Genomic DNA, 13,599 nt, shown 5'->3' with positions numbered 1-13,599 from the left:
GACCATCTGGTAAGGCTAAATACTACCTAGCGACCGATAGTGAAGCAGTACCGTGAGGGAAAGGTGAAAAGCACCCCGGAAGGGGAGTGAAATAGAACCTGAAACCGTGTGCTTACAAGAAGTCAGAGCCCGATCTATGGGTGATGGCGTGCCTTTTGTAGAATGAACCGGCGAGTTACGTTCCCGTGCAAGGTTAAGGTGAAGAGCCGTAGCCGCAGCGAAAGCGAGTCTGAATAGGGCGACATAGTACGTGGACGTAGACCCGAAACCGTGTGATCTACCCCTGTCCAGGGTGAAGGTGCGGTAACACGCACTGGAGGCCCGAACCCACGCATGTTGAAAAATGCGGGGATGAGGTGGGGGTAGCGGAGAAATTCCAATCGAACTCGGAGATAGCTGGTTCTCCCCGAAATAGCTTTAGGGCTAGCCTCGGTGTCAAGAGTCGTGGAGGTAGAGCACTGATTGGGTGCGGGGCCCGCCAAGGGTTACCAAGCTCAGTCAAACTCCGAATGCCATAGACTTATAACCGGGAGTCAGACAGTGAGTGCTAAGATCCATTGTCAAAAGGGAAACAGCCCAGACCATCAGCTAAGGTCCCCAAGTGTGTGTTAAGTGGGAAAGGATGTGGAGTTGCACAGACAACCAGGATGTTGGCTTAGAAGCAGCCATCATTTAAAGAGTGCGTAATAGCTCACTGGTCGAGTGACTCTGCGCCGAAAATGTAACGGGGCTAAACACACCACCGAAGCTATGGCTTGCAACTATGTTGCAGGGGTAGGGGAGCGTTGTATGTAGGTTGAAGGTGTACCGTAAGGAGCGCTGGACAGCATACAAGTGAGAATGCCGGTATGAGTAACGAAAAGACAAGTGAGAATCTTGTCCGCCGAAAGCCTAAGGGTTCCTGAGGAAGGTTCGTCCGCTCAGGGTAAGTCGGGACCTAAGGCGAGGCCGAAAGGCGTAGTCGAAGGACAACAGGTTGAAATTCCTGTACCACCGTAAGCCGTTATGAGCAATGGGGTGACGCAGCAGGGTAGTGACGCGAGCTGATGGATGCTCGTCCAAGCAGTGAGGCTGATGTGTAGGCAAATCCGCACATCGTAAGGCTGGGCTGTGATGGGGAGGGAAAATTATAGTACCGAAGGTCATGATCTCACACTGCCAAGAAAAGCCTCTAGCCAGGTGATGGTGCCCGTACCGCAAACCGACACAGGTAGGCGAGAAGAGAATTCTAAGGCGCGCGGAAGAACTCTCGTTAAGGAACTCGGCAAAATGACCCCGTAACTTCGGGAGAAGGGGTGCCCCGGTAGTGTGAATAGCACGAGGGGGCCGCAGTGAAAAGGCCCAAGCGACTGTTTAGCAAAAACACAGGTCTGTGCGAAGCCGTAAGGCGAAGTATACGGGCTGACGCCTGCCCGGTGCTGGAAGGTTAAGGGGAGTGGTTAGGGAGCAATCCCGAAGCTGTGAACCGAAGCCCCAGTAAACGGCGGCCGTAACTATAACGGTCCTAAGGTAGCGAAATTCCTTGTCAGGTAAATTCTGACCCGCACGAATGGCGTAACGACTTGGGCGCTGTCTCAACGAGAGATCCGGTGAAATTTTAATACCTGTGAAGATGCAGGTTACCCGCGACAAGACGGAAAGACCCCATGGAGCTTTACTGCAGCTTGATATTGGACTTTGGTACGATCTGTACAGGATAGGTGGGAGCCTTAGAAGCCTGAGCGCCAGCTTAGGTAGAGGCGCCGTTGGGATACCACCCTGATCGTATCGGAGTTCTAACCTAGGACCGTAATCCGGTTCGGGGACAGTGTCAGGTGGGCAGTTTGACTGGGGCGGTCGCCTCCTAAAGAGTAACGGAGGCGCCCCAAGGTTCCCTCAGAATGGTTGGAAATCATTCGAAGAGTGCAAAGGCATAAGGGAGCTTGACTGCGAGACATACAGGTCGAGCAGGGACGAAAGTCGGGCTTAGTGATCCGGTGGTACCGCATGGAAGGGCCATCGCTCAACGGATAAAAGCTACCCTGGGGATAACAGGCTTATCTCCCCCAAGAGTCCACATCGACGGGGAGGTTTGGCACCTCGATGTCGGCTCATCGCATCCTGGGGCTGAAGTAGGTCCCAAGGGTTGGGCTGTTCGCCCATTAAAGCGGTACGCGAGCTGGGTTCAGAACGTCGTGAGACAGTTCGGTCCCTATCTGTCGTGGGCGTAGGAAATTTGAGAGGAGCTGTCCTTAGTACGAGAGGACCGGGATGGACGTACCGCTGGTGTACCAGTTGTTCCGCCAGGAGCACCGCTGGGTAGCCAAGTACGGACGGGATAAGCGCTGAAAGCATCTAAGCGTGAAGCCCCCCTCAAGATGAGATTTCCCAATTAGTAAGACCCCTTGAAGACGACGAGGTTGATAGGTTGGAGGTGGAAGCACAGCAATGTGTGGAGCTGACCAATACTAATCGGTCGAGGGCTTATCCTAAACATAAAACGCAAATTATCTCGTATCTAGTTTTCAGAGATCAAACTCTGAAGATATTCCGTTTGGTGTCGATGGCGGAGGGGTTCCACGCGTACCCATCCCGAACACGACCGTTAAGCCCTCTAGCGCCGATGGTACTTGGACCGCAGGGTCCTGGGAGAGTAGGACGATGCCAAGCAGCGAAAGACCACTTTTGAGATTCATTTCTCGAAGGTGGTCTTTTTTTGTTGTTTATGTTGATGGGACTGATCTGCGGGAGTGAACGACCGTCCATCGTTACTCGCATTCGGCTAACGAACCGTCATATCCTTATTGGCTCGAAAATCTGAATTTTTTGAATCTAACGAATCTGAATAGCGTTATTTGGCCGAAATCAGGCGAAAAGTAACGTGTTATACGGAAATAGCGACCTGAGGATTCGTTAGAAAACCATATACACAAATTTTGAGGAAATAAGGTGTTCTGGGTTCGTTAGCCGAATCAAGGCCAACATGCCGCCGGTCAAACAAATAAAAAAGCTCTATTACGCTTTGTAATAGAGCATTTCTGTATCCGTTAACTTGAATAGACCGTGTTTCGGTTGTTTTCTGAAGTGTGTGAAGAGGAATTGCCTTGGCATGATGAGCCAAAGATGCCAGATCAGCGCACTGGTAACGAACGAGATTGGAAACCATGGATATAGGATCAGGCAGACGCATAGGCCAAGCCATGCAAGATGGCGGTGCACACGGATAAAGATATGATAGCCGATATATTGGTCTGGTAGAAAGCCTATCCATGGGAGTACACGTCGGAATCGCCATTTTTTACGAATCGGTTCTCCCGCGAGGAGAAGGATCGAACGGATCACGACAAAGTGGATCCAGAGAACAAAAAATAATGCAATTGCACTGTATAGTAACCCAAGGGGTCCGGAGAGCAGCGTCTCAAGCAATAGGACGATGGGAACGATAGCAAGATAGAACTTAATAAGCAGTTGATTATAGACGACCTTCTGAAGAAGTGTGTATTGATAAAATGTTGCCTGTGTACTTGGGGGAGCCGATGGCATGTTGTAGTGTTCCTCCTTTGTGCCGAATAATATGAATTCTTCTACCCTCAATTTGGACCTTCTATGTTATATATCGGTAGACAAGCCCAAAAGATTTGCTCATCCTACAAAACGTACAGACACCTAATTCGGTTTTGTTGCATAAAAATATAAAAACATTTGAAAACAACCTATGAAATCGGTTTAAAATACTAGATAAAGTGCCATACTAATAGCAAAACAGGTTAAGGTGGGATTGTCGATGGAACATGTTCATGACAGCACCTGCATCATCTGCGGCGAGAAGAAGGAAGAAGGCATCGTCATTATATCTGAATTCATTTGTCTGGATTGTGAAGCCGAAATGGTGCATACGGATGTGCAGGATGAGAAGTATCCGTTTTTCATTCATCAGTTAAAAAGAATATTTATTTCCAATCATGCTTAATTGCAAGATGCGTCTTATCTGTGGGGCTTTCGTTATGGCGAGGGCTTTTTTGTTTGGAATTCTATCGATATATGTGGGCAGGTCTATATGTCTAATACGGATTTTACGGTAAAATAAAGGGGAGAATGTGTTGAAGGGATTACGTTATCATGCCATCATTGAATCATGAACGCGCACCGCTGTACGAGGCGCTGCTAGAATATCGAGAACGTAAAAATCGTAGCTTCCATGTCCCTGGACATAAGAATGGACGAGTCTACGAAGAACAAGGTCAGAACGGGCAGAAGATCAGATCATTCGCCCACGAGCAGGAAGTTTTGCGCCAGCTTATGGCGATAGACGTAACAGAAATTACGGGGACGGATGACCTTCATCAACCGACAGGTGTGATCCGGGATGCGCAGGAACTTGCTGCGGATTGCTTTGGGGCGGAAGAGACCTATTTTCTGGTGAATGGGAGTACGGTGGGCAACCTAGCTCTGATTCTCACCTGCTGCACGGAGCCGGGCGACGTGCTGATCGTCCAGCGCAACGTGCATAAATCCATATTGCACGGCTTGATGCTGGCGGGCGCGCACGCGGTGTTCGTTACACCGCAACTGGACGCGCCAAGCGGGCTGCCCACGGCGCCGACCGTGGATGCGATCACGGAGGCGCTTGAACGTCACCCGGCCGCAAAAGGGGTGCTGCTGTGCAGCCCGAACTATTACGGCATGGGTGTGGATTTGCAGGCCATAGCGGAAGCCGTGCACGCGCATGGCAAGCAGCTGCTCATTGATGAAGCCCATGGCGCGCATTATGGGCTTCATCCCGATCTACCTGCGTCCGCACTCCAATGCGGAGCAGACGGTGTCGTGCAATCGACGCACAAGATGTTATCATCGCTTACGATGAGCGCGATGCTCCATGTACAAGGCGATCGCCTGAACGGTGGGCTGCTGAAGCAGCGTCTTGCCATGCTGCAGAGTTCAAGTCCATCGTATCCGCTTATGGCATCCTTGGATGTATGCCGTCGTTGGCTTCACACCCGCGGCGCAGATGCATTCACACGGGGGCTGGAAGCAGTCTCGTGGTTCCGCAGCAGTATGGAGCAGCTGCCCTGCTATTCCTTGCTCCCACAGCCTGCACAAGGCGTAGAGGGAGAGGGAGCATACAGTTCTCTCGACCCGTTTAAACTGACGGTCCGTGACCGTACGGGACGATATAGCGGCTATGAGCTGCAAGAAAAGCTTGAAGAACTGGGCTGCGTGCCAGAAATGTCGGATGTCGTACATGTCGTATTTGTATTTACTTTAGGATCCACGATGGAGGATGCGAAGGCGTTATTCCACGCTTTGGAACAAATTCATTCATGTTATGGGGAAGTTGGCAACAGCCACATATCGATTGAAAAGAAAGATCATACGAATTTCCTGCATCATACTTCCACGCTCATCTCCGATCCAGTCCCATTCCGGCTCCAGCCTCTAGCGGCTGATGCATGGGAGACAGTATCGTTAGAACAAGCTATTCATCGTGAGGTTGCTGAAATGGTGATTCCTTACCCGCCTGGTATTCCGCTACTCTATCCGGGAGAATGGATTACCGAGGAAATGATGCTCTTCTTAGAGCAATTGTCTCAGCAAGGCGCAAAATGCCAAGGGGTTCACGATACGACGCTGAAGACACTTCGTGTAGTAAAGAAATAGATGAAGAGAGGCTTAGATATGCAATCAGAACAAACGCATCCATCTCGACCACAACAGAAAGGACATCCTTATGCAGGACGCTTTATCACCTTGGAAGGTGGAGAGGGGTCTGGGAAGACGTCTGCGATCCAATATATTGAGCAATATTATCAAGAACAAGGGATTCCGGTCATGCTAACGCGTGAACCCGGCGGCATTGAGATCTCGGAGAAGATCCGGTCGCTAATCTTGGATCCTTCGCACACGGCGATGGACGGCCGAACCGAAGCGCTCCTCTACGCGGCAGCCCGCCGCCAGCATCTTGTGGAGAAGGTCATCCCTGCGCTGCAGCAAGGGAAGATCGTTATCTGCGATCGTTTCATCGATAGCAGTCTGGCCTATCAGGGACATGCCCGAGGTTTGGGAATGGATGAAGTCTGGTCCATTAACCAGTTTGCGATTGGAGATGTCATGCCAGATTTGACGCTCTATTTGGATATTGAGCCAGAGGTTGGGCTTGCCCGTATTGAGGCCAATGCACAGCGTGAAGTGAATCGGCTCGATCTGGAACAATTAAGTTTTCACCTAAAGGTGCGAGAAGGCTATAATATAGTAGCGGCACAATTTCCGGAACGGATTCACAAGGTGGATGCAAGCCTGTCATTACCGGAAGTCGCAAGGCAGATCCTACAGATCCTGACCGCATCACAAGAGGATTTTCCACCCTCCGCGTCAAATTAGTAGAGAGGGTATTTATTCAAATGTTAAGGAGGCGTTATTATGAAACTTGTCATTGCCATCGTGCAGGATAAAGACAGCAACCGTCTATCGAATGCGTTAGTCAAACATAATTTCCGTGCTACTAAACTTGCAAGTACCGGCGGATTTCTACGTGCAGGGAACACCACGTTTATGATTGGTGTTGAAGACGAACAAGTGGAAGACGTGTTAGCTGTCATTCGTACGAATTGTAAGATTCGCGATCAACTGGTTACACCGGTATCGCCGATGAGCGGTACGACGGAATCATATTTACCGCTTCCGGTTGAGGTTCAGGTAGGCGGAGCAACCGTATTCGTGATGCCAGTCGACCGGTTTGAACATTTCTAATCAATCGAAGTTGACCATAGAGAGTTGGGTTATAGAATGAAGATTAATCCGGGTTTTCGGCCGCTGGGTCAGGAGCTCAAGCTGACAGACAATGCTTCGAAACAGATTGGCCAGAAAAATTTCGCTGATTTCATGTACCAACAAGACCAGCATGCCTCGAAGGAGGAGCTCAATCAACGCCTCCAACAAATTCACCAGCAAGGAGATCGCCTTGCGAAATCAATGACGGTAAGAGAATTATATCTCTATCGAACGATGGTGAAGCGGTTCTTGGAGGATACCGTTCGCCGAGGACTTGGCATTAAAGACGCGCGTGGCTGGGATCGAAGAGGTCGTGGTAAACGCTACAAATTATTAGAAGAAATCGATTCGACGTTGATTGCAATGGCGGAAGAGCTGTTGAACAGCGAAGAAGGGAAAATCGAATTATTGAATAAGATTGGCGAGGTTCGTGGGTTGTTAATTAATTATTGCTTCTAGAAATATGAGTTCAAAAAGTCGACATTTCAGCACCGAGAAGGTTGCGAGAACCTGAAGAAGGAGAAACGGAGTTTAGGCGAAACCTAAATGAGTACCGGACTTCAAAGGTGAACGCAAGATTCGATGTCGACTATGCTTCTTGAATGACTTCGTGATCAAATGATGACTTTTTGAACAACCTCTAGAAGCAATAATGGATGTGAAAGTGAGGCTACTATGTCTTTTCAAGATATTATCGGCCAAGTGCGCGCCAAGCAGATACTGCAAAATGAGCTGCGGAATAATACGGTCTCTCATGCGTATCTATTCGCTGGTCCGAAGGGCTCGGGCCGGCGGCAAATGGCGCTGACACTTGCCAAGTCATTGTTTTGTGCGGAGCGAGAAGACGATTGCTGTGATCAATGTCTGGAATGCCGGAAGGTTGATCATCAGAATCATCCGGATGTGCATGTGATTCGCCCGGATGGTGCCTCGATCAAAATCGAACAAATCCGTGCATTGCAGCGGGAGTTTGCTTATCGTACCGGGGATGGTAACCGTAAAGTATATATTATGGAGCAAGCAGACCAGATGACGGTTCAAGCTGCCAACAGTCTGCTTAAATTTTTGGAAGAGCCCTTGTCTCCTGTCGTCGCTATTCTCCTCACGGAGAATGGACAAGCGATGTTGCCCACCATACAATCGCGAGCAGAGTGGATTCCATTTACCCCGATGGACCCGGAGACAATGATGCAGATTTTAGTCCAAGAAGGATATCCGCAGACAACGGCACGCTGTGTCGTTCATCTTGCTTCTGGACTTGATGCATGTAGAGAAATTATCCAACAGAATTGGTTTGCAGAAATTCGAAATCTAATGTTACAATTAGGTAAGGATTGTCTAAATCAGATGAATACGGCGATGGTGACAGCGCATCAGCAGCTGTTCAAGACACCACTGGCTGAACATCTGGACACTCTAATGCAATTATTCCTGCTTTGGTTCAAAGATATGATTCATTATCAAGTCAACCGAACAGAAAGTATCATTTTCATAGATCAGCTGGAATCGATCAGCAAATATGCGTTTACTCGCGACGCGGAATCGTGGGTGCGCTGTATGGAGCTGGCGACGGACATGCAGAAGCGTCTGCGCGCGAATGTGAATCCGCAGTTAGCTTTTGAACAATTCCTAGTTGGAGTACAGGGGGGTTAGTGTGTACAACGTGGTGGGTGTCCGTTTCAAGAAAGCGGGCAAAATCTATTATTTCGATCCATTAGACCTGCCGGTCGAGCGAGATCAGCATGTGATTGTGGAGACGGTACGCGGCGTAGAATACGGCAAGGTTGTCATTGGGCCGAAGAGCGTAGGCGAGTCAGATGTCGTCTTACCGCTAAAGAAAGTCATTCGGATCGCAGATGATAACGATGCACGTATTGTTGAAGAGAACAAATTTGCAGCACGAAATGCGCTCACAACGTGTTTAGATAAAATCCGAGATCATCAATTGAAGATGAAATTGGTGGACGTCGAGTTTACGTTCGATCGGAATAAAATCATTTTCTATTTTACTGCCGAAGGGCGTGTAGATTTTAGGGAACTGGTTAAGGACTTAGCGAGCATTTTTCGGACAAGGATTGAACTTCGTCAGATCGGTGTTCGTGATGAAGCGAAGATGCTGGGCGGCATTGGCCCATGCGGACGTATTTTATGTTGTTCATCCTGGCTTGGAGATTTCGAGCCGGTCTCGATCAAGATGGCGAAAGACCAGAACTTATCCTTAAATCCAACGAAAATATCCGGTTTATGCGGACGTCTCATGTGTTGCTTGAAATTTGAGCATGATAACTATGAAAGCGTGAAGGAAGAACTTCCAAGCACCGGTAAACTTGTTGTTACTTCATACGGTGAAGGAAAAGTCGTAGGTATCAATGCGGGTGAGCGCACCGTACACGTTCAAATATTTGATTTGGGTAAAGTGAAAGAACTTCCTTTTGATGATGTTGTGGTAAAATAAGTACAATTGATCGCTCTGGGGTGGGAACTTGGAGAAAAAAGAGATTTTCACACAAATTCATAATATTGAATCACAAGCAGGGAACCTGCATGAGCAATTAGGTGAACTGAAGCTCGTGATTAAGCAGTTGTTGGAGGAAAACAAACGACTCAGTATGGAGAACCAGCAGTTAAGACGTGTGCTGAAGCGAGAATCCATGCCGCAAGAACAGCATGTCCATGTCGAGGCTCAGAACCAAGCCGTTGCCGTTCCTAAATCGTCGAAGGTTCCGGCTCATGCGGAAGCGATGGCGAATGCAGCAGCAAGTGCCATTGTCGGTGAAGGCCATGATAATCTGGCTCGTTTGTATCATGAAGGGTTTCATATTTGTAACGTATATTACGGACATTTGCGGACTGAAGGCGATTGCCTGTTCTGTCTGTCATTTTTGAATAAATAACGACCGTAGGTAGACTCTGCCTACGGTTTTTTTTAATTGATTGCGAAGGGAGCAAGAGAACGTCTTGAATGAACAGTTATTACAGCCGTCGGAGCGGATAGATGATCTGCTCACGCATGAACTTCGAATCATCCAGAGTGATGAAGTATTCAGCTTCTCGATGGATGCTGTCTTATTGGCGCGGTTCGCCTCCATTCCCAAACGGGGACGTATTCTCGATTTGTGTACAGGCAATGGTGTCGTTCCTCTCCTTCTCTCCACACGGACAGAAGCACAGATCGATGGGGTAGAAATTCAACCCCGTCTGCATGATATGGCTAGCAGAAGTGTTGAAATGAACGGGCTGCAAGAGAGAATTCGCATGGTGCAAGGGGATTTGAAGACGTATTATCAGGAAGTCGGATATGAAGTCTATGATGCCATTACCGTTAATCCGCCATATATGAAAATGTTAACCGGGGAGCATAAGCTCAATGTGCATCAAGCGATGGCAAGGCATGAGCTTGGTTGTACGTTGGAAGATGTTATTGTTGCTTGCAAGCGGCTGATTCGGACGGGCGGGAAGGTGTCGATGGTTCATCGACCATCGAGACTTGGCGAGATCATTAGCATGATGCGGGAGCACAAGCTTGAGCCCAAACGAATTCGCTTCGTGCATCCAAGGATGGATCAGGAAGCGAATATGGTGTTGATTGAGGCCATTCGTGACGGTAAGCCGGACCTTCGGTTATTACCACCTCTCATTGTCTATAATGAGAACAATATGTATTGCGAGGAACTGATGCATATCTACTACGGGTCTACTGAGGGGGGAACGACATGACTTGGAATTTACAGAAAAGCTTTCAGCCGGGGCCGGACCAGACGTCAGGTACGCTATATTTGGTTGCAACGCCGATCGGCAATTTGGAGGATATGACTTATCGTGCGGTACGCACATTACAAGAAGTGGATGTCATTGCGGCAGAAGATACGCGCCAGAGCCGAAAATTGCTCTCGCATTTTGAAATCCCGTCGAAAACGTTATACAGCTATCATGAGCATAATAAACATGCGAGCGGTCCAGAGCTGATCCGTTTTTTAATAGAAGGAAAAAATATAGCACTCGTCAGCGACGCGGGTCTGCCGGCCATTTCTGATCCTGGGACAGATCTTGTGGCGCTCGCGATCGAAAATGGCATCTCGGTCGTGCCGATTCCGGGTGCGAATGCAGCTTTATCGGCGCTTATCGTATCGGGGTTGCCTACGGAACGGTTTACGTTCGTCGGATTCTTGCCACGGGATAAGAAATCGGTGGAGCAAGTACTGGAGTCTCTGCGTATGGCCGAAGGCACATTGCTGTTCTATGAGTCACCACATCGCGTGTCGAAGACATTAGAACATATGCACAGGGTGCTAGGGAACCGCCGGGTCGTAATGGCGAGGGAACTGACGAAGAAATATGAGGAGTTCGCTCGTGGGACCATTGAAGAATGTCTCTCTTGGCTGGAGGAGCATCCGCCCCAAGGGGAATATTGTCTTGTGTTAGAGCCTTCTGATGGCTTAGAGTCGGCAGACCAGACGGTATGGTGGGAGTCGCTGTCGATCGAAGCGCATGTCGCGCATTATGAGGAGCGTAACGGGGGCAATCGCAAAGAAGCCATGAAACAGGCTGCGGCAGATCGCAACGTCTCACGGCGGGATATTTATAACTCTTTATTGTAATTATAGGTTTTGGATTAAGCTATGTCTTTAAATAAAGGTTCAAAATCGGCTTATCAGCATCTGAAAGTTTTCGAAGAAAACTACATCGGAAGCATATGCTTAGGTTGCGTGAAGTCGAAGAAAGAGGAGCGGAGTTTAGGCGAAACCTAAATGAGCACCTGAAATGTTTCCAAAGGAAACATACATCGGAAGCATATGCTATTCAAGGCTGAGCGCAAGATTCGATGTCGAATACACTTCTCGAGGAGCCTCGTGATCATAAGTCGATTTTGAACTTCCATATGGAGAAAAAAAATATACCTTCTGGGCAGGTTAGGCCACGGAAGGTACCAAGGAGATATAAAAAGGTTAGAATTAATAAGTTTGGTAAATCTATTATATACTAATTTTTTTATTTTGTCACAGGTGTTGGGATATCAGATAGGCATTCGTGACAAATAATTTTTCCTTTAAAGTATGTAACGTTCTCGGCATTACCACAGAAAATGCAAGCTGGCTCGTACTTCTTAAGCATAATACGCTCACCATCAACATAGATCTCAAGCGCGTCCTTCTCTCCAATGCCTAATGTGCGACGCAGTTCAATCGGAATAACGACGCGGCCCAACTCATCAACTTTTCTTACAATGCCCGTACTTTTCATCATTTTGATATTGCTCCTCTCACCAATTAAAGAATCGACAAATGTCGACATAATTCTATGTTTTTCATAAATATAATAGTACCAAGCATTCCCAAAATAGTCAACCTATAAAATCGGTGCTAGACTTAGTAATATATGGACTTCTACTAGTTGTAGATAAACAAAGGGAAGACGGGTTTTTGGGTCTAAAAATCTACGAAAATCAATTGGAAAAACGAAAATGACATGATTCGACAAAATCTATAGTTGTACGACTTTATTCTAGTTCTATAGGGAGGGTGAGTTTATTGTATAGTTTACAATTACAAGAAGAAAAGGTATTTAAAGACCCGGTACATAAGTATATTCACGTGCAGGATCAGACCATTTGGGACTTGATTAATGCCAAAGAATTCCAACGTCTACGTCGCATACGGCAATTAGGTACGTCCTACTTGACCTTCCATGGCGCGGAGCACAGTCGATTCTCCCATTCCTTAGGTGTATATGAGATAACGCGTAGAATCATATCGCAATTCGAACGAAGCGGGTATGTTGATTGGCCGCAAGAAGAGCGTCTTCTTGCGCTATGTGCAGCACTGCTGCATGATCTTGGCCATGGACCATTCTCGCATTCGATCGAGGAAGCGTTCAAGATGCATCATGAGGATTGGACTTGTCGAATCATAAGGGAGAACTCAGAGATCCATGAGATTCTAAAGCGGATCTCGGACGACTTCCCGGAGCGGGTTGCATCTGTTATTCAGAAGACGTACGATAAACCTATTGTTGTTCACCTCGTTTCCAGTGCGCTGGATGCGGATCGGATGGATTACTTGCTTCGAGATGCTTATTTTACCGGTGTGAACTACGGGACATTCGACATGGATCGCATTCTCCGGGTGTTAAGACCTTATCGGGGCCGCATTGTCGTGAAGGAGAGCGGCATGCACGCAATCGAAGATTATTTAATGTCGAGGTACCAGATGTACTGGCAGGTATATTTCCACCCCGTGACGCGAAGCTCCGAGATTATATTGAGACAAATTTTTAAGCGTGCACAGGAATTGTATCAGGGCGGGTATCCTTTCCAATTTATGCTCGAGCCATTGCCTTCTTTATTTGAAGGAAAAATTTCGATGGAACAATATATCCGCTTAGATGAAGCGCTTATTCAGACATTATTTATGCAGTGGACACAGGAGAAGGATGAGATTTTGGCCGACCTATGCGATCGCTTCATGGAGCGGAGGCTCTATAAGTATGTCACATTAGATCACTTGGATGACCAGCAAAAGAATAAAATACGTGAGCAATTCGTACATGCCGGGTTAAATCCTGCTTACGATCTGGAAATCGACTCGCCAACCGATTTATCGTACTCGATATATCGTTCCGGAGAGCATCCGATGGGCAAGCAGATTGTGCTCCTAGATCGCCGTGAACAGCTGCGGGAAATATCCGAAGTGTCCGAAATTGTACGTTCGATCAGCGGCATTCGCAAAGGCAAATTTCATCTATATTTTCCGGAAAATAAACTACGGGCCGTCGCCCATCTGTTAGATCGGGAAATTGCCAATTTATTCGATATGCATACGACATAATTCATGGGCAAAAGATATCAAATTAAGA

At 47.8% G+C, this 13,599-nt stretch carries 13 protein-coding genes and 2 rRNA genes (1 of these 15 running past the window's edge); 13 read left to right on the top strand and 2 right to left on the bottom strand.

Annotated elements, in window-relative coordinates; translation table 11 throughout:
• A 23S ribosomal RNA gene (locus GCU39_RS24185) occupies positions 1 to 2,471 on the top strand (it extends 458 nt beyond the left edge of the window).
• Positions 2,472 to 2,532: 61 nt separating this feature from the next.
• Positions 2,533 to 2,649: ribosomal RNA gene (gene rrf / locus GCU39_RS24180) — 5S ribosomal RNA — on the top strand.
• A 345-nt stretch (positions 2,650 to 2,994) separates the two neighbouring features.
• On the opposite strand, the gene GCU39_RS24175 is transcribed toward rrf, so the two are convergent.
• Entirely contained in the window at positions 2,995 to 3,522 is a 528-nt protein-coding gene (locus tag GCU39_RS24175) for a hypothetical protein (RefSeq protein WP_152395797.1), read from the bottom strand.
• A 241-nt stretch (positions 3,523 to 3,763) separates the two neighbouring features.
• Between GCU39_RS24175 and GCU39_RS24170 the strand changes: the two genes are divergently transcribed.
• The 10 genes from GCU39_RS24170 (at position 3,764) to rsmI (ending at position 11,345) form a co-directional block, all read left to right on the top strand.
• Positions 3,764 to 3,949 carry a sigma factor G inhibitor Gin gene (locus GCU39_RS24170; RefSeq protein WP_193726607.1) on the top strand — a complete coding sequence of 62 codons (186 nt, stop codon included), beginning with the start codon at positions 3,764 to 3,766 and terminating at the stop codon, positions 3,947 to 3,949.
• Positions 3,950 to 4,098: 149 nt separating this feature from the next.
• Complete coding sequence (locus tag GCU39_RS24165) at positions 4,099 to 5,637, top strand: aminotransferase class I/II-fold pyridoxal phosphate-dependent enzyme (protein WP_152395795.1); 1,539 nt, start codon at positions 4,099 to 4,101, stop codon at positions 5,635 to 5,637.
• Between the two features lie 18 nt (positions 5,638 to 5,655).
• Complete coding sequence (tmk, locus tag GCU39_RS24160; protein ID WP_193726606.1) at positions 5,656 to 6,357, top strand: dTMP kinase; 702 nt, start codon at positions 5,656 to 5,658, stop codon at positions 6,355 to 6,357.
• A gap of 39 nt (positions 6,358 to 6,396) precedes the next feature.
• On the top strand, positions 6,397 to 6,726 hold the full coding sequence (locus GCU39_RS24155) for a cyclic di-AMP receptor DarA (protein WP_018759505.1): 330 nt from the start codon (positions 6,397 to 6,399) through the stop codon (positions 6,724 to 6,726).
• 36 nt (positions 6,727 to 6,762) lie between these two features.
• Positions 6,763 to 7,206: a YaaR family protein gene (locus GCU39_RS24150; protein WP_152395794.1), complete on the top strand. Its 444-nt coding sequence runs from the start codon at positions 6,763 to 6,765 to the stop codon at positions 7,204 to 7,206.
• A gap of 216 nt (positions 7,207 to 7,422) precedes the next feature.
• Positions 7,423 to 8,400, top strand: coding sequence for a DNA polymerase III subunit delta' (gene holB, locus GCU39_RS24145; protein ID WP_152395793.1), 978 nt, complete (start codon positions 7,423 to 7,425; stop codon positions 8,398 to 8,400).
• A 1-nt stretch (position 8,401) separates the two neighbouring features.
• Positions 8,402 to 9,202, top strand: a complete 801-nt coding sequence (locus GCU39_RS24140; protein WP_152395792.1) for a PSP1 domain-containing protein — start codon at positions 8,402 to 8,404, stop codon at positions 9,200 to 9,202.
• A 28-nt stretch (positions 9,203 to 9,230) separates the two neighbouring features.
• Positions 9,231 to 9,641: an initiation-control protein YabA gene (locus tag GCU39_RS24135; protein ID WP_152395791.1), complete on the top strand. Its 411-nt coding sequence runs from the start codon at positions 9,231 to 9,233 to the stop codon at positions 9,639 to 9,641.
• A 64-nt stretch (positions 9,642 to 9,705) separates the two neighbouring features.
• Positions 9,706 to 10,464, top strand: a complete 759-nt coding sequence (locus tag GCU39_RS24130; protein WP_152395790.1) for a tRNA1(Val) (adenine(37)-N6)-methyltransferase — start codon at positions 9,706 to 9,708, stop codon at positions 10,462 to 10,464.
• Positions 10,461 to 11,345, top strand: a complete 885-nt coding sequence (gene rsmI, locus GCU39_RS24125) for a 16S rRNA (cytidine(1402)-2'-O)-methyltransferase (protein ID WP_152395789.1) — start codon at positions 10,461 to 10,463, stop codon at positions 11,343 to 11,345. Before GCU39_RS24130 ends, rsmI begins: the two co-directional genes overlap by 4 nt.
• Positions 11,346 to 11,736: 391 nt before the next feature.
• On the opposite strand, the gene GCU39_RS24120 is transcribed toward rsmI, so the two are convergent.
• Positions 11,737 to 11,991 carry an AbrB/MazE/SpoVT family DNA-binding domain-containing protein gene (locus tag GCU39_RS24120; RefSeq protein ID WP_018759498.1) on the bottom strand — a complete coding sequence of 85 codons (255 nt, stop codon included), beginning with the start codon at positions 11,989 to 11,991 and terminating at the stop codon, positions 11,737 to 11,739.
• A 284-nt stretch (positions 11,992 to 12,275) separates the two neighbouring features.
• Between GCU39_RS24120 and GCU39_RS24115 the strand changes: the two genes are divergently transcribed.
• A complete protein-coding gene (locus GCU39_RS24115) occupies positions 12,276 to 13,571 on the top strand; it encodes an HD domain-containing protein (protein WP_152395788.1) in 1,296 nt (431 codons plus the stop codon).
• Positions 13,572 to 13,599 lie beyond the last annotated feature (28 nt).

The sequence above is a fragment of the Paenibacillus guangzhouensis genome (assembly GCF_009363075.1).
Lineage (GTDB): Bacteria > Bacillota > Bacilli > Paenibacillales > Paenibacillaceae > Paenibacillus_K > Paenibacillus_K guangzhouensis.
This window is presented reverse-complemented; position numbering and strand designations above follow the sequence as displayed.